At 44.1% G+C, this 16267-nt stretch carries 14 protein-coding genes; all 14 read left to right on the forward strand.

The annotated features are described in order from the left end of the window. Positions 1 to 13 precede the first annotated feature (13 nt). The 14 genes from mshL to AB4167_RS06730 all read left to right on the forward strand — a co-directional run bounded on the left by mshL (position 14) and on the right by AB4167_RS06730 (position 16241). Positions 14 to 1651: a pilus (MSHA type) biogenesis protein MshL gene (mshL, locus tag AB4167_RS06665; protein WP_017068726.1), complete on the forward strand. Its 1638-nt coding sequence runs from the start codon at positions 14 to 16 to the stop codon at positions 1649 to 1651. A gap of 53 nt (positions 1652 to 1704) precedes the next feature. Further along, positions 1705 to 2544 carry an ExeA family protein gene (locus AB4167_RS06670; protein WP_017061348.1) on the forward strand — a complete coding sequence of 280 codons (840 nt, stop codon included), beginning with the start codon at positions 1705 to 1707 and terminating at the stop codon, positions 2542 to 2544. A 2-nt stretch (positions 2545 to 2546) separates the two neighbouring features. Then, the gene (locus AB4167_RS06675; RefSeq protein ID WP_372136330.1) at positions 2547 to 3722 is read left to right on the forward strand and encodes a tetratricopeptide repeat protein; all 1176 of its coding nucleotides are present in this window, start codon (positions 2547 to 2549) and stop codon (positions 3720 to 3722) included. Next, positions 3712 to 5436: a GspE/PulE family protein gene (locus AB4167_RS06680; protein WP_017061350.1), complete on the forward strand. Its 1725-nt coding sequence runs from the start codon at positions 3712 to 3714 to the stop codon at positions 5434 to 5436. The genes AB4167_RS06675 and AB4167_RS06680 overlap by 11 nt, the downstream gene beginning before the upstream one ends. 12 nt (positions 5437 to 5448) lie before the next feature. Next, the gene (locus AB4167_RS06685; RefSeq protein WP_017061351.1) at positions 5449 to 6672 is read left to right on the forward strand and encodes a type II secretion system F family protein; all 1224 of its coding nucleotides are present in this window, start codon (positions 5449 to 5451) and stop codon (positions 6670 to 6672) included. Positions 6673 to 6675: 3 nt separating this feature from the next. Next, positions 6676 to 7131 (forward strand): MSHA biogenesis protein MshF, encoded by a 456-nt coding sequence (locus AB4167_RS06690; RefSeq protein ID WP_102393512.1) that lies wholly within the window; start codon positions 6676 to 6678, stop codon positions 7129 to 7131. 79 nt (positions 7132 to 7210) lie between these two features. After that, entirely contained in the window at positions 7211 to 7786 is a 576-nt protein-coding gene (locus tag AB4167_RS06695; protein WP_372082777.1) for a prepilin-type N-terminal cleavage/methylation domain-containing protein, read from the forward strand. Positions 7787 to 7821: 35 nt separating this feature from the next. Continuing rightward, positions 7822 to 8274, forward strand: a complete 453-nt coding sequence (locus AB4167_RS06700; RefSeq protein ID WP_102393510.1) for a type II secretion system protein — start codon at positions 7822 to 7824, stop codon at positions 8272 to 8274. A 145-nt stretch (positions 8275 to 8419) separates the two neighbouring features. Beyond that, the gene (locus AB4167_RS06705) at positions 8420 to 8911 is read left to right on the forward strand and encodes a prepilin-type N-terminal cleavage/methylation domain-containing protein (RefSeq protein WP_372098521.1); all 492 of its coding nucleotides are present in this window, start codon (positions 8420 to 8422) and stop codon (positions 8909 to 8911) included. Then, a complete protein-coding gene (locus AB4167_RS06710) occupies positions 8908 to 9477 on the forward strand; it encodes a prepilin-type N-terminal cleavage/methylation domain-containing protein (RefSeq protein ID WP_372098522.1) in 570 nt (189 codons plus the stop codon). The genes AB4167_RS06705 and AB4167_RS06710 overlap by 4 nt, the downstream gene beginning before the upstream one ends. After that, complete coding sequence (locus tag AB4167_RS06715; RefSeq protein ID WP_372136331.1) at positions 9477 to 10223, forward strand: prepilin-type N-terminal cleavage/methylation domain-containing protein; 747 nt, start codon at positions 9477 to 9479, stop codon at positions 10221 to 10223. The genes AB4167_RS06710 and AB4167_RS06715 overlap by 1 nt, the downstream gene beginning before the upstream one ends. Further along, complete coding sequence (locus tag AB4167_RS06720; RefSeq protein ID WP_102398237.1) at positions 10213 to 10650, forward strand: MSHA biogenesis protein MshP; 438 nt, start codon at positions 10213 to 10215, stop codon at positions 10648 to 10650. The genes AB4167_RS06715 and AB4167_RS06720 overlap by 11 nt, the downstream gene beginning before the upstream one ends. Then, positions 10647 to 15047, forward strand: a complete 4401-nt coding sequence (locus AB4167_RS06725; RefSeq protein WP_372136332.1) for a DUF6701 domain-containing protein — start codon at positions 10647 to 10649, stop codon at positions 15045 to 15047. The genes AB4167_RS06720 and AB4167_RS06725 overlap by 4 nt, the downstream gene beginning before the upstream one ends. A gap of 150 nt (positions 15048 to 15197) precedes the next feature. Then, a complete protein-coding gene (locus tag AB4167_RS06730; protein WP_017068734.1) occupies positions 15198 to 16241 on the forward strand; it encodes a rod shape-determining protein in 1044 nt (347 codons plus the stop codon). Positions 16242 to 16267: the final 26 nt, after the last annotated feature.

Here is a 16267-nt window from a genome sequence, read left to right on the forward strand (position 1 = left end):
TTAGAGTGAAGACATGCGTAAACTTGTAGTAGCAATCCTAGTGTCATCTTTAGTCGGCTGTTCGATGGGGCATAGAGATCCTGTAGAGATTAAAGAGTCTTTAAACGAATCAATTAATGAAGCCAATAGCAGAGCGCTTCATGAGCTGCCTTCGTCGGTTCAAGATGACCTTATGCCTCAGCTTAATTCTGACTCGATGTCTCCGGGGATGGAAACGGTTAAGCGTTTTCGTATTCAGGCAAAAGGTGTTGAAGCGAGAACTTTTTTTGCCAGCTTAGTGAAAGGTACGGAATATAGTGCGGCTATTCACCCAAGTGTGTCTGGAAACCTTACGCTTAATCTAACGGACGTGACGTTAGATGAGGTACTGGCTGTTGCTCAAGATATGTATGGCTACGATATTGAAAAGCGTGGCAAAGTGATTCAAGTTTATCCTGCCGGTCTTCGCACCGTAACGATCCCTGTCGATTACTTACAAGTTAAGCGTTCTGGTCGCTCACTAACGACAATCACCACCGGCACGATCTCTAACTCAGATTCGAATTCATCGAGCTCTTCAAACTCGAACTCAAACTCGTCAAATTCATCTAACTCTTCTAATTCATCAAACTCGACATCGAATGGTGGTACAGAGATTGAAACGACCTCTGAAAGTGATTTTTGGCCACAGCTTGAAGCGGCGGTTGCTCACTTAATTGGCTCGGGCGATGGGCAAAGCGTTGTCGTGACCCCGCAAGCGAGTGTGATTACAGTGCGTGCTTACCCTGACGAAATTCGTGAGGTTCGAGAGTTCTTAGGTATTTCTCAAAAACGCCTGCAGCGTCAAGTTATCCTAGAAGCCAAAATCATGGAAGTAACCTTGAGTGATGGTTACCAACAAGGTATTAGCTGGTCTAATTTATCTAAGTCGATTGGCAGCGGCGGTGTGGTAATTGATCGACCTGGTGGAACTTTGCCTCCATTAGATGCGATCAGCTCTTTGTTAGGCGGGCAAACCAACGTAACGATCTCAGATGGCAGTTTTGAAGCGGTATTGAGCTTTATGGATACTCAAGGTGACCTGAACGTTCTATCAAGCCCACGAGTCACAGCTGCAAACAACCAGAAAGCGGTTATCAAAGTGGGTACTGACGAATACTACGTGACGGATTTATCTAGCGCGGTAGGCAGTGGTGACAACGCGAATGTGGCGCCTGAGGTTGAACTAACTCCGTTCTTCTCTGGTATTTCTTTAGACGTGACCCCTCAGATAGATGACAAAGGTAGCGTGTTCTTACATGTTCACCCAGCCGTTATTGAAGTAGAGGAAGAAGTAAAAGAGCTCAACCTAGGTTCAACAACGGGCTTGGTGCAACTTCCTTTGGCGAAAAGCTCTATTCGTGAATCTGACTCAGTGATTCGAGCTCGAGATGGCGATGTTGTGGTGATCGGTGGGTTAATGAAATCCAACACCAGTGACGTAACCTCTAAAGTCCCATTCCTTGGTGATATCCCAGCACTTGGTCATTTGTTCCGCAACACCAATCAGTTAACGCAAAAAACTGAGCTCGTGATCTTGCTTAAGCCAACGATCGTGGGTGTGAATACTTGGCAAAATGAGTTGGAGCGTTCACGTGATCTTCTTCAACAGTGGTTCCCTGATGAAGAGTAATTGCTTACTTTCTCTATATAGAGTGGCAGTGTCTCACTAAGCTAGGTCGTCGTATGTATCAAGCTCATTTTGGTTTTGAACAACTGCCATTTACCTTAACGCCGAATACCGATTTCTTTTATGGTTTAGCGCCTCATTTCGAAGCAATTCAGACGGTAATCTCGGCGCTAGAAATGGGCGAGGGCGTGATTAAGGTGACCGGAGAGGTCGGCACTGGAAAAACCATGGTTTGCCGGATGTTGGTCAATCACCTACATGACTGTACAGCTCTGATCTATTTACCAAACCCTGTGTTATCAGGGGCAGACTTGCGCCAGGCGGTTGCAACAGAGCTTGGTTTAGCTGTCGATAATGAAGCAACCTTGGTTGATAACATTCAGCATAAGCTCATTGAATTGCACAATTCTGGTTTAAGAGTGGTGGCTATTCTTGATGAAGCTCAGGCTCTATCGGATGAAGCGCTCGAAACATTAAGGTTGTTTGGTAACCTTGAAACGGAAGATAAAAAACTGCTGCAGATTGTTCTATTAGGTCAGCCAGAATTGGATGCTCGATTAGAGGCTTATCACCTAAGGCAGTTTCGCCAAAGAATCACATTTAGTTCGACACTGAGACCGCTGAATCTCGATGAAACGGTGGCTTATATTGATAATCGAATCGCTAAATCTGGTGGCAGCCCTGAGTTATTCAGCTTGAATCAAAAAAAGGCGATCTGTCGTTCGTCGTTAGGTATCCCTAGATTGATAAACCAACTTTGCCATAAGGCTCTATTGCTTTCGTTCAGTGAAGATAAGAAAAGTATCGACAACCAACATCTTTTTTCAGCTATGCATGAAACGTACGATGTGTGTAAGCCTAAATTTAAAACGCCAATACTGTGGGGTTGGAATTAATTATGAGCGTCATTAACAACGCCTTGTCTGAATTGGCAAAGAAAAAGTCAGCGACTTCGATTGAAGCGGCAGTCGTACCTAAAGTAAAAACGCGTTCCCCCCTAGTTTGGGTTGTTGCAGGTTTTACGTTGAGCTTAGCGATGGGCGGTTGGGCGATATCGCAAGGCCCTGTGATTGATCAGTCTATTGTTGAGCAGTCAATCTCAACTCGAGATTTACAGGTTCAAGTCTCTGTCGTTGATGATTCAAATGGCATCCAGGAAGCTGCTCAACCTATCTCATCGCCAACTAAGAAATTGGTGACACTAGACTCTGCGATCCTTTCAACAGAAAACACTGCGATGGCAAAAAGCGCTCAATCTAAGCCTAGTGTTTCCGAATCAGTTGTTATGTCTGCCCCAAAAGCGACAAAACAACAAACACCGGCTAAAGCTCTAAGCGTGCCTGAAACGACTAAGACTGAAATTCCCCAACCGATTTACGTTGCTAGTGTGGCAAAAAAAGATCCTGCGTCTATCTCTAATGAGCCTATAACCTCTGGTGGTTCAGAAAATAGCGGAATGTTGATCGAGCAGGTTGAGTTAACTCCGGAACAGCTATCTGTGAATGCACAAGGTCGAGCTCAGAAAGCGCTTGATGCGAACGATCTTACTGGTGCGTTGAAGGGCTACACTGAAGCTCTACGCTACACGCCACGAAATGAAGATGTCCGTCAGAAACTTGCGATTCTCTATTTTGGTAAAGGCGATACTCGCAAAGCCTATGAGCTTTATCAGTCTGGAATTAAGCTCAACATCAACAGTGAAAAATTGCGATTAGGGTTATCTAAACTGCTGGTTAAAGCGAATCAATCAGAAGCGGCGCTGAGCCCTTTAGTACACATGCCTCCGCATCCAACTCAAGAGTATCTAGCAATGCGTGCGGCGTTGAGCCAAAAATCACAGCAAGAAGAAATCGCACTCGAGAGTTATCAAAAGTTGGTTGAAGTCGATTCAGATAACGCTCGCTGGTGGTTGGGCTTAGCGATTCAGCAAGAACGCCAGTTAGACTTCGCTGCAGCAAAACAATCATATCAAGGTGCGTTGACTAGAGTCGGTATCTCATCTCAATCACAAAGCTTTGTGCGTGACCGGTTAAAAATACTCAATGCTTTAGAGGAGAGCGGCGATGCAAATTAGATTAAGAAAAAGACTTGGTGATTTGCTTGTCGAAGAAGGCATTATCACTGAGGCTCAAGTTGAACAAGCACTGGCCGCTCAGAAAAGTACTGGGCGTAAGCTGGGTGATGCGCTAATTGAGCTTGGCTTCTTGTCAGAACAGCAAATGCTGAGCTTTTTGTCGCAGCAGTTAGCGATTCCTCTTATTGATTTAAGCCGAGCCGTTGTCGATGTTGAAGCAGTACAGCTTTTACCCGAAGTACATGCTCGTCGCCTTCGTGCATTGGTTATTGGACGCCAAGGTGACACTTTGCGTGTTGCAATGAGTGACCCTGCGGATCTGTTTGCCCAAGAGTCTTTGCTTGGTCAGCTCGGCGATTACGCGCTTGAATTCGTTGTTGCTCAAGAAAGGCAATTGGTTGATGGCTTCGATCGCTATTATCGAAGAACCAAAGAGATTGCCTCGTTTGCTGAGCAACTTCACGCTGAACACCAAGTTAATGATGCCTTTGATTTCGATATCGCTGAAGAAGACAGTGATGAAGTTACCGTCGTTAAGCTGATCAACTCGCTATTTGAAGATGCTATTCAGGTTGGCGCTTCGGATATTCATATCGAGCCAGATTCAAACGTATTGCGTCTTCGTCAGCGTATTGATGGTGTGCTGCATGAAACATTGCTGAATGAGGTGAATATTGCTTCGGCACTTGTACTGCGCTTGAAGCTGATGGCAAACCTCGATATCTCAGAGAAACGTCTTCCTCAAGATGGTCGCTTTAATATCCGAGCTAAAGGTCAGTCGGTTGATATTCGTATGTCGACCATGCCAGTACAGCACGGTGAATCAGTGGTTATGCGTCTTCTTAACCAGTCAGCAGGCCTACGTAAACTAGAAGAGTCGGGCATACCGAGTGATCTGTTGGTTCGTCTGCGTCAACAATTGCGCCGTCCACATGGCATGATTTTGGTTACCGGCCCAACCGGCTCAGGTAAAACAACAACCTTATACGGCGCGTTAAGTGAATTAAACGAACCGGGTAAAAAGATCATTACTGCGGAAGACCCGGTGGAATACCGCCTACCTCGTGTGAATCAAGTTCAGGTAAACCCTAAGATCAATCTCGATTTCTCTACTATCTTGAGAACCTTTCTACGTCAGGATCCCGATATTATTCTTATCGGTGAGATGCGTGACCACGAAACCGTTGAGATAGGCTTGAGAGCTGCACTGACCGGCCACTTAGTATTAAGTACGTTACATACCAATGATGCGGTAGACAGCGCGTTGCGTATGATGGATATGGGTGCTCCGGGTTACTTGGTCGCGAGCGCTGTTCGAGCAGTAGTCGCACAGCGATTAGTTCGTAAAGTGTGTACAGATTGTAAGGTTGAGGATGAGTTAGATGAACCTCGCAAGCAATGGCTGAGCGTCCGTTTCCCTAACCAAGTAGGTGTGCCGTTTATGAAAGGCCGTGGTTGCCAGAACTGTAACTTAACCGGTTACCGCGGGCGAATTGGTGTATTTGAAATGTTGGAGCTAGAGCAAAACATGATGGATGCGCTGAGAGCTAATGATGCGGTAGGTTTTGCTCAAAAGGCGAGACAGTCTGAAAACTATAAACCGTTATTGGCTTCTGCGATGGAATTGGCTCTGCAAGGTGTCGTGAGTCTTGATGAGATAATGCATCTTGGCGAAGGTGATGCGTCCGGTGCCACTGACCCAATTTATCTGTAGGGGTAGAATGATATGCCAACGTATCGTTATGTAGGTCGCAGCTCTGATGGTAGTCAAGTAAGTGGGCAATTAGACGCGAATAACGAAGATCTTGCTGCTGAAAGCTTGATGAGTAAAGGGATCATTCCAACCTCTATCAAACTGGGCAAAAGTGGTGGTTCAGTCTTAGATATGGATGTATCGAGTCTGTTCTTTCCGAGTGTACCGTTAGAGGTGTTGGTTCTGTTTTGTCGACAGTTATACAGCCTAACCAAAGCGGGTGTACCACTATTAAGATCGATGAAAGGCCTCACTCAAAACTGCGAAAATAAGCAGCTGAAAGCCGCCTTGGAAGAGGTGGTTGCTGAGCTAACCAATGGTCGCGGCTTAGCGGCGTCAATGCAGATGCACCCAAAGGTATTCAGTCCGTTGTTTGTCTCGATGATTGGCGTTGGTGAAAACACAGGCCGTCTAGATCAGGCTTTACTGCAATTAGCTGGATATTACGAACAAGAAGTTGAGACTCGCAAACGAATTAAGACTGCGATGCGTTACCCAACATTCGTGATCAGTTTTATCTTGATTGCAATGTTCATTCTTAACATCAAGGTTATTCCACAGTTCTCAAGCATGTTTGCGCGCTTTGGTGTCGACTTGCCGCTGCCTACTCGTATCTTGATTGGTATGTCTGAGTTCTTTGTGAATTACTGGGGCTTAATGCTTGGAGTGATCTTTGGTCTTATCTTCGCTTTTAAAGCTTGGGTGAAGACAGACAAAGGCTTGGAAAAGTGGGATCGATTACGCTTAAAAATGCCGGTCATTGGCGGGGTAGTGAATCGAGCACTGTTGTCACGCTTCTCGCGTACTTTTGCTTTGATGCTTAAAGCGGGTGTTCCACTGAACCAGTCGCTAGCGCTTTCGGCGGAAGCTTTAGATAACCGTTTTCTAGAGTTGCGAGTTCAAGCCATGAAATCGGCCATTGAAGCCGGTAGTACGGTTTCGTCGACCGCGATTAACAGCGAAATTTTCACACCGCTCGTGATACAAATGATCTCCGTCGGTGAAGAGACGGGTCGTATTGATGAGCTATTACTTGAAGTGGCTGATTTTTATGACCGCGAAGTCGATTACGATCTGAAAACCTTAACCGCCAGAATTGAACCCATTTTGTTAACCATCGTTGCAGGCATGGTGCTGATTTTGGCGCTAGGTATCTTCTTGCCGATGTGGGGAATGTTGGATGCGATCAAAGGCTAGGGAATGCTAAATAACCTACAACGCTCACGTTTTGTTATTTGGACTGTGGTTATTCTTTTTCTTATTGTCGGTGTACTTTCGGCATTCAAAACGGTAGAAGAAGAAGCGACTAACACGGCATTTATCGTCGCGAGCAAGCGGATTTTAGAGCAAGCCAATTTGTTCAAACAGCAGTATTTGTTATCGGGTGCTGGGCAAGAAGAAGGCTCGGAACCCCCAAAGATCTACAGCAGAACTGGGTGGGTAATGCCTATCCAAGGTACGGAGCGAGACTGTAATTATTGGCTGGATCAATTATATCCTCAAGGGAGCATTTTAGGGCTAAGCTCTCCAAGTGTTGAAGATAAAAGTGATAACATACAGTTTTATTGTAGTTATCATTATGGTGATAAATATCAGGTAGATATATTACTCGAAAGAGAAAGGTTTAGTGTAAAAGCCAATATTTTGGCTTTGTGAGAATATTGACACTGTTTTTATGGTTTTATACGTGTGCAAATGTATAATGCGCGTTAGTAATTAGATGAGTAGGTAGAAAATGCTTAAAAATCAAAAGGGTTTCTCCCTTGTCGAATTAGTCATCGTAATTGTTGTCGTTGGTTTATTGGCAGTGGCGGCTTTACCCCGCTTCTTAGATGTGACCGATGAGGCTAAAAAATCCAGTATTGAAGGTGTCGCTGGTGGTTTTGCGACAGCAGTACTGTCGGCAAGAGCACAGTGGGAAGCAGAGGCTAGGCCATCAGAGAAGATAGGTGTTGAAACATACAATACTGTAAATTATGATGGTGTTGATTTTTGGTTAACGAGATCAAAAAACAGTAACAATGTCGATACGGATTTTAGAGATGGCTATCCGTGGACTCTGAACAATAATTCGAGCACTGCTCCACAAGATATTTCAGATGAAACATGTTCTGAGTTGATGGAAAACTTGCTGCAAAATCCACCTAAAGTTGGTGAGGTTTCAGTTGTTGCTAGTGATTCAAATTACAAATATTCAGCGCAAGCGAATTCAGGTGATGCAACGTGTACTTACGTTCAATTAGAAGGCAGTACTGAGCATGAGTTTGTTTACGAAATTAAAACTGGTCGTGTGACCGTAACTTTGCAGTAAGTCTGCGTAAAATTAAACATAGAGAGAGCTTAACTATGAAAAGACAAGGCGGTTTCACCCTAATCGAACTAGTGGTTGTAATTGTTATTCTAGGTATTCTTGCTGTAACTGCGGCACCACGTTTCTTGAATCTGCAAGATGATGCTAAACGAGCTTCAGCAGAGGGCCTTAAGGGGGCTATGGCTGGAGCTGCGGGTATTACTTATGGTAAGGCAGCTATTGCTGGGCAAGAAGGAACTGAAGCGCCTACTGCAATTTCAGTTGGTCAAAGTACTATTAATGTGGTTTGGGGTTATCCTGAAGGTACATCTGCAGCATTAACTGCAATTGTATCTGGCTTGACTGATGATTGGACAGAAGTAACAGGTCAATCTGCTGGTACCGTTGCCTACGGTTTTGCAAATGATGCTGCTACTTGTCACGTTACTTATCAACAAGCTCAGTCAGAGGGCGATGAACCTTCAATTGACTTGGTAGCTTGTGAGTAATCATTTGAAATGATTATGGAAGGCCAGCAGATGCTGGCCTTTTTTCTATCCAAAGCACATAAATATCAAAACTATTCATATACATAAGATCACTACATTCGTTATCTTGTATAATTAGTATTCGCTTGGCAGTTAGAGGCTCATTATGGATAACAGCCCCACATCCAAAGGCTTTACTCTGGTAGAGCTGATCATCGTTATCATTATCCTCGGTATTGTTTCCACCTTTGCCGCAAGTCGCTTCGTCGGTACATCTAGCTTTTCTACTTTTACTGCGCAAGAGCAAACCATTTCCGTAATTCGCCAAATCCAAGTCAATCGAATGCAATCGAACGTTTCAGCGGCTAATGACAGTTTTCGCCTTGCTATTAATAGTGATTGTTTAGGCTCTGTGGCCGCGTGTAACTTAAATCTTTCGAATAGCGCTCAAAAAACACAGGCCGATGCACGTAGTGATTATGTGCGTGAATCAGATATTTCATTTTCTCCAGCGAATACGGTTATCGACTTTGACCTGTTGGGTAACCCTTCGGTAAGTGCAGGTGTGAATATTACGATTGACTCAACCACTTCGAGCAATAGCGCCCAAGTCTGCATTAATTCTCAAGGTTATGTGCGTGAGGGAGTGTGTCTATGATTCGTTCACGTGGCTTTACTCTAATTGAAAGCATTGTGGTGATTATCGTATTGGGCATTGCGATGGTCACTATTACTAGCTTTTTAGCACCACAAGTTGCAAGTTCTGCTGACCCACATTATCAAAACCGTTCAGTGGCGCTAGGCCAGAGTTTGATGAATCAAATATTGGCACGTGGTTTTGATGAACATAGTGATTTTGATGGTGGTTTGGTGCGCTGTGGGGACGCAGATGCGACTGCTTGTTCTGCTCCTAATGAACTCGGAGTGGATGGGGCAGAGGCAACGCCCGCTGCTTTTAATGATGTCGATGATTATATTGGCTGTTGGTACACCGATACCACTGAATCAGCATGTGTATCTCCTATTAAGTACCCAATTGCTAATATCCTAGATGAAAATATTGAAGGCACTTATGCCAATTTTAGAGTTGAAGTCTCCGTATTTTACGATCAAAACATGGATGGTATTAACGATAATGCTATTGGCACGATGAAGCGTGTTGAGTTACAGATCTTTGGTGGCAACAACCGCTACAGCGTTATCGCTTACAAGGGGAACTACTGATGAAGCAACGTGGTTTTACCTTAATTGAGATGATTGTAACGATTGTCGTCGTAGGTGTGATTGGTTTAGCGATCGCAGGCTTTGTTGAATATGGCATGAAAGGTTATGTCGACACTATCGATAGACAAAAGGTGCAAGTAAAAGGGCAGTTTGTTGTTGAGAAAATGTCGCGAGAAATCAGTCATGCGGTCCCTAATAGTTTTGATTCGAGTATTACTCCGGCTTCGGTTTTTGCTCAAAAATGTCTTACCTTTTACGCTATTAAGTACTCAGGCTTTTATCACCTTGATGAAGCGACAGATGAACTGAATTTTATTATCGGCCAAGACTCCCCAATACTCGATGCAGATGATTTCCTTATTATTAACCCAACCGCGTACTCGGAGTTGGTGGCTGGTTCAACTAAGCGAATTCCTGTGTCGGGGTTAGTCTCAACGAGCAATGTGTTTACCGCTTCTTCGGTAAGTTTGAGTAGTCAATCTATTGCTAAACGTCATTATATTTACGATGACAGTGATAGTGCTCCGGTGAGTTACTGTTTAGTAAACGATACTATTCAAAATCAAGGTCTAATCCAGCGTAATGGAGTTACCGTTGCGGATAGCATCAATTATTCTGAAAGTAATTTTCGTTACGAAGAGCCAAGCTTACAGCGCGGTGGTGTGATTCATATCGAACTTGTGCTTGAGCAAAACAACGAAATCAGTGTTTATCAACAAGATGTGCAGGTACTCAATGCGCCATAGTAAATCATCTCAACAAGGGAGTGTTTTGGTCGTCGCGGTATTTGTTATCGTGGTGATGGGCTTCCTCGCGACTTCTCTAGTGCAAGTCCAATGGTCAAATCACGATACATTGACCCGTAAGCAACTTGGGACACAGGCTTGGTTGCTAGCACACTCTGCGAATGAGTGGGCACTTACTCAAGTGTACCCTTTGACTGTATCTCCCGCGGTTTCAACAAGTGTTAGTGCAGCGTGTGGTAACTTAAATTCAAATCAAGTGAGCAGTGGGATGTCGACTATCTGTACAGTTGAAGAGTTAACTTGTACTCCGATCGGAATTTTAGATGATGTTGGTTTTTTTAAGATTGAATCAACAGCCATTTGTGGCTCAGGTATCAACCAAGTACAGCGTATTCAAGAAGTTTGGGTGAAGGAGTCAATACGATGAAAGCATGTAGATATATTTTAGTTGCCTGTTTCTGCCTATTCCCTTTGATCGCGACAGCGTCGACTTGTAACGTAGATCCGAGCGGTGAATTTAAAATATCATTTAATATCAATTCCGCCCAGCTTGTTGAATCTGTGTTTGCAGAGCAAGAGCCCGGAAATAACCGCCCGGAATACACCATCTGGACCAATGATATTAATGAGCCTACGGTGGGAGATACGCCCTTTATTCGCGATCCTCGTTACATGGTTGGTGGGGGAGACTATAGTGTTCAACTGATTTATCAGCCGGGAGCGGGAAATGATGCCGGAACCGCAGACTACTACGTTGACGATGGGCAGGGTTTTACTTTTTTAGGCAATTACCCCGCAGACTTTAAAGGTATTCACCCGCAAAGCGTCGATATTAATAGTGGGGACAGTACTGAACTAGAATGTGACAGCTCGGATATCGAGCCACCGCCGGTTTATTCAAACGATGCTCAGTATGAATTTGGTATCGTTCAGTGCTCTGGTGGAGAATGTAAGATCCCACTGACTCAGTCTTATACCAACACGCCACTGGTGTTTGTGATGCCAACCATTGATTCAAGTGCCCCTGACGCGGATGCTCCTGCAACGTTAATGGTTACCGAGGTAAGCAAAACCGAAGCGACCATCAAGCAGATTAAGGCGCCAAAGAATGGCGGTGGTTCAGATTTAGATAGCCAACCGATAACAGAAGTCAGTTACCTTGCGATTGAGCCCGGTGTGGCCGATTTTAATGGCCATGAAGTCATAGCGGGTTATTTGAACACCGATGCAGCCAGTGCTAAATCAGGCTCAAATAGTAATGATAGAGTCCTTTATAGCGATTTTGGCGGAGCTGGCTTTTCTTCTAATCCGGTGGTATTGCATCAAATTCAAACTCGAAATAACAATGATAAATGGATGACCTCTGGCAAGGTTAGGCGAACCGATGAAACGTCATACATTGATTTGTTTTTGGAGCTAAGTGCTTCTCACCGCAGTAACGATGATTATGACGATGAGAAGATCGCGTTTTTAGCGACGTTAGCCACCAATACTAACCTTGATGTTGATGGTTTTAAGGTTCAATTTGCAAGAGGGTATGATACGCCAAGTCAAAGCGGTAATGACCCAATGTTGGATGGTTGTGAGGATAAGTATGCTACCACCTCTCTAACGAATATTGACGGGATCATAGCTAATAAACAAGAGAGGGCTGGTGGACACGGAGGCTGGCTACGTCGATGTAACATTAACACGAACCAAGTTAGCTTTGTTGTAGATGAGGACTTTAGAGACCGCACGCATATTCCGGAAGAAGTGGGTTACTTTGCGTTTGAGTTACCTGAGGTGGTTCCTGTTGCCAACGTGTGTAACTTGTTTCCCGAGCCCATTCAGAGTTGGACTGGTGTGAATAGCTCATTGACGGTTACCAGCCAGCAAACAAAATTTAGCGGCTGGTCTAATAACTATATTAATCAATCTTTAAAAAAGGTCTCTGAAGGCTATGAGCTCTTTAATGATAAATGGACAACAAAAGATGACTTTTTATTATTGGGTTTTGATGATGCGAGTGAGTTTTATCATATTTATAATTTTCCAGTGTGTGATGAACATCAATGTGATGTTGGTAATAATGATAGCCAACTTGAATTAAGAAAGATTAAAGGCAGTTACGTAACCTCTATTGCAGAAAAAAATCCATCAGAAAGTTTAACCATTACGGGCAAGGCTTCGGATATTTTGCAGAGCTGCGGAGCGGACTCAGAGATATGTTCTTACCAAATTAACGGTGAAACAATAGATGTTTTCATTGAGAGTAACTTGTCTAAGCTCGTTATCAACAAGCAGGGGAATGATTATAATCTAGTTCGAGTCGTCTTAGATGAAGACAGTTATATCTCAGATGTTAAAGTTAGTGGAGGGGCGGGTGTAGAACTGGTTTTTCCTGATAATTCCACGGTGACCTTTGATAATTATGAGCATGATGCAGGAGATTTGGTATATGCCTTTGAGGGCAACTCTCAAATAAATGTGATAACACGTATGAAGTTTAACTTGGCAGTTGATATACAATCTGACTTCGCTTATCCCATTATATACGCTCCTAAAGGTGAGGTCATATTTGACGTTGGGAACTCTACTTTCAAAGGATTTATTCTCGCAGATACTGTAGATTTAAATCAGACAGCTATTCATGGTGCCGTGACAGCGAGAGTCGCCGTGCTTGATAATGGTGTAACGATAATCAAACCTGATTATTCTTGTGAACCCCCAGTACAGCAAGGATTATTGGTTGTAGAACCTCAACAATTATATAGCCTAACCTGTGAGCGAATTCCGGTTGAGTTTCGCCTAGAAGAGAATGGCGAATTGGTCGACTCTAATGAGCAGTTTGAAGCGACGGTAACCCCAACGGGAACGCGATGGTGTAAGGGTGAAGCTAACAATGCGTGTGAAACTCCGGATTATACGTTTGATGGTGGCATTCGAACCTTGTATTTAGACTCTGATACGGTTGGTAGTTTCAGTGTTGGGGGAGTCTACGATTCAGAGCCCGCAACATCGACACAAGTTTTTTATGTGCCCTATAAGTTTGATACAAGCCCAAGCCAAATACATATGAATGCAGCTCAAGACTCTCAAGAGTTAGTGGTAGAGGTGACGGCTCAAGCTTGTGATCAAGGCGTTGTTAGCCCAGTAAATGGCTATACTAAAAACTTATCATTTGATGCTTCTAAAGATTACTTTCTTGAAATGCCTACCCCTGAAGATGGATCACTTGATGACTTCTCAGTTACAGATCTAAATTTTGATAATGGTGGTGCTACAACTGAAGTAAATTGGAGCAATGTTGGGCAAGTTAATGTAGTTATCAATGATCCTAGCTTTGATTGTTCTGAAATTGAAGGGTGTCCTATTTATGAACAGCCTGATTCCGCAAGTTCGGGGTTGGTTGGTAGCTTTGTTGTCAAATCTAAACCTTATGAGTTTGCTGTATGTACTGATAGCGATTCAAGTGGAACGAGTACAGAATCCAGTAGTAGTGGCTTTGTTGCAGCGGGGGAGAGCTTTGATGTGGACGTGAAACCCATGATTACCGGAGCTAATGTAAATTCCGTATGTTCAAATAATGTAGGTGTTCCTTCGAATTATTTTGTGTCTCAAGCTTCGATCAGTGTTTCCCATTATTTAGACACACCAAGTGAGGGTGTACTTGGCTATTTGATGCCCGACACGATATCTCCGAGTATTTCAATTAGTGATCAGTCAAATGGTGGGTACCAACTTGATGGGTTAACCTACTCAGAGGTAGGAAGTTTTGAATTGGTTGCAATTGAAACGGGTAACTTTTATAGCACCATTGCCCCTCCAAATGGTGATTCAGGTGTCACTGGGTCTAAAACTATCGGCCGTTTTTACCCCAAATACTTCATGCAAGGTGACCCTGAGTGGAATGTTACAAATCAAAATAATATTGCGTACCTAAGTCAACCTTATGACTCTACAGTTCACCAAGTATATCCAATGGCATCAGGTGAGAGTGATACGGATGATGCGCTCAATAACTACCGATTCTTCAGTTCAGACCTGCAAGCTAGTTTTGGTATTCTGGATGACACCAGTATAGATAATGATTTCTTGCTAGATACGGACGCTGGGTCTTGGTCTGTTGATCGTAAACATTGGTTACTGAATGACAATGCAGCTGAGCTGCAAAGAGTTACGGATTCAGATGACGTTAGCCGCAGAGATGGTCCTTTCAATACCAGTGATGCTAGCTCAATAGCCACTAATTTTGGTTTAACAGTGACAGGAGTTGATCCTGTGTCATTTACGGATTCAGACCCTGTTACCGATTCAGCTGCATTCCCAGTTCAACCTCCTGCCCGATATGGTCGAATGGCGCTCGATGATATTGGTGGCAATTCTGATACTACTCTAACTATTCCATTGCGCGCTGAGTTCTGGGATGGCAGCGAGTTTATTGTTAACGAGGATGATGACCGCAGTACCTTCAATGGGGCTAATACTTGTAAACAAGTTATTTGGCACAGTGAAGGGGCGGCAACCACTTTAGTTTCACTTAACGGTAATGGAAATGTGGATGATGGAGAAGAAGAGGTCACAGCAAATCAAAATACGCCAGCAGGAACAGACGCGCCACGTGAGCAAGTTCGTCTGTGGTTAAGAATGGATGACTCTGAGCCTGATAGCGATGGCGGAAATAACATCTCATGTAGTGGCAGTGATCAAGATCAACCATGGCTACGTTACAACTGGCGCCAACTGGGTGATGAAGATCCATCCACCGTCGTCACATTTGGTATCTACCGTGGTAACGATCGTGTGATCTACCGAGGTGAAAGTGGGTTAACAGGTCAGTAAAAATATAATTTTTGCCCCTTAAGTTAGGAATCTGTAAGAAATTGCGGGTTTCAGTCCATGTTTATACTTCAATGCCTTGCCGTGACAGCAAGGCATTGGTACATTTAGTGCAATTTTTGTCTTCTAATTCTTGCAGGATGAGCGAAGAATATGTTTAAAAAACTTCGTGGCATGTTTTCAAACGACCTATCGATTGATTTAGGTACAGCCAATACCCTTATTTATGTAAAAGGCCAAGGCATTGTTCTTGATGAGCCTTCAGTTGTAGCTATTCGCCAAGATCGTGCGGGTTCTGCAAAGAGTGTCGCTGCTGTTGGCCACGCTGCTAAGCAAATGCTTGGTCGTACGCCTGGTAACATCTCAGCGATCCGTCCAATGAAAGACGGTGTAATTGCCGACTTTTACGTAACGGAAAAAATGCTTCAGCACTTCATCAAACAAGTGCATGACAACAGTGTGCTTAAACCAAGTCCTCGTGTTTTGGTTTGTGTACCTTGTGGTTCAACACAGGTTGAGCGTCGTGCTATCCGTGAATCAGCGTTAGGTGCTGGTGCTCGTGAGGTTTACCTAATCGATGAGCCTATGGCTGCTGCGATTGGTGCTGGCCTACGTGTCTCTGAGCCAACAGGTTCAATGGTTGTTGATATCGGTGGTGGTACTACTGAAGTTGCGGTTATCTCACTGAACGGTGTGGTTTACTCGTCTTCTGTTCGCATTGGTGGTGACCGTTTTGATGAAGCGATCATCAACTACGTTCGTCGTAACTACGGCAGCTTGATCGGTGAAGCAACGGCAGAAAAGATCAAACACGAAATCGGTTCAGCTTACCCTGGTGATGAAGTCAATGAGATCGAAGTTCGCGGTCGTAACCTTGCTGAAGGTGTTCCTCGTAGCTTTAGCCTAAACTCAAACGAAATCCTAGAAGCGCTTCAAGAACCGCTATCAGGTATTGTATCTGCAGTCATGGTTGCACTAGAACAGTGTCCACCAGAGCTGGCTTCTGATATTTCAGAAAACGGTATGGTACTAACGGGTGGTGGTGCACTGCTTAAAGACCTTGATCGCCTGTTAACAGAAGAAACAGGTATCCCTGTTGTTGTTGCAGAAGAGCCATTAACGTGTGTTGCTCTAGGTGGCGGTAAAGCTCTAGAGATGATCGACATGCACGGCGGCGATCTGTTCAGCGAAGAATAATATCTAGTGTTAGGCTCTTGTCTTAT

The organism is Vibrio sp. 10N.286.49.E11 (assembly GCF_041469505.1).
Classification (GTDB): Bacteria; Pseudomonadota; Gammaproteobacteria; order Enterobacterales; family Vibrionaceae; genus Vibrio; species Vibrio crassostreae_C.

Excerpts from the sequence above, each read along its gene's own strand:
- mshL (WP_017068726.1), top strand. The coding sequence starts at position 14 with ATGCGTAAACTTGTAGTAGCAATCCTAGTGTCATCTTTAGTCGGCTGT.
- AB4167_RS06670 (WP_017061348.1), top strand. The coding sequence starts at position 1,705 with ATGTATCAAGCTCATTTTGGTTTTGAACAACTGCCATTTACCTTAACG.
- AB4167_RS06675 (WP_372136330.1), top strand. The coding sequence starts at position 2,547 with ATGAGCGTCATTAACAACGCCTTGTCTGAATTGGCAAAGAAAAAGTCA.
- AB4167_RS06680 (WP_017061350.1), top strand. The coding sequence starts at position 3,712 with ATGCAAATTAGATTAAGAAAAAGACTTGGTGATTTGCTTGTCGAAGAA.
- AB4167_RS06685 (WP_017061351.1), top strand. The coding sequence starts at position 5,449 with ATGCCAACGTATCGTTATGTAGGTCGCAGCTCTGATGGTAGTCAAGTA.
- AB4167_RS06690 (WP_102393512.1), top strand. The coding sequence starts at position 6,676 with ATGCTAAATAACCTACAACGCTCACGTTTTGTTATTTGGACTGTGGTT.
- AB4167_RS06695 (WP_372082777.1), top strand. The coding sequence starts at position 7,211 with ATGCTTAAAAATCAAAAGGGTTTCTCCCTTGTCGAATTAGTCATCGTA.
- AB4167_RS06700 (WP_102393510.1), top strand. The coding sequence starts at position 7,822 with ATGAAAAGACAAGGCGGTTTCACCCTAATCGAACTAGTGGTTGTAATT.
- AB4167_RS06705 (WP_372098521.1), top strand. The coding sequence starts at position 8,420 with ATGGATAACAGCCCCACATCCAAAGGCTTTACTCTGGTAGAGCTGATC.
- AB4167_RS06710 (WP_372098522.1), top strand. The coding sequence starts at position 8,908 with ATGATTCGTTCACGTGGCTTTACTCTAATTGAAAGCATTGTGGTGATT.
- AB4167_RS06715 (WP_372136331.1), top strand. The coding sequence starts at position 9,477 with ATGAAGCAACGTGGTTTTACCTTAATTGAGATGATTGTAACGATTGTC.
- AB4167_RS06720 (WP_102398237.1), top strand. The coding sequence starts at position 10,213 with ATGCGCCATAGTAAATCATCTCAACAAGGGAGTGTTTTGGTCGTCGCG.
- AB4167_RS06725 (WP_372136332.1), top strand. The coding sequence starts at position 10,647 with ATGAAAGCATGTAGATATATTTTAGTTGCCTGTTTCTGCCTATTCCCT.
- AB4167_RS06730 (WP_017068734.1), top strand. The coding sequence starts at position 15,198 with ATGTTTAAAAAACTTCGTGGCATGTTTTCAAACGACCTATCGATTGAT.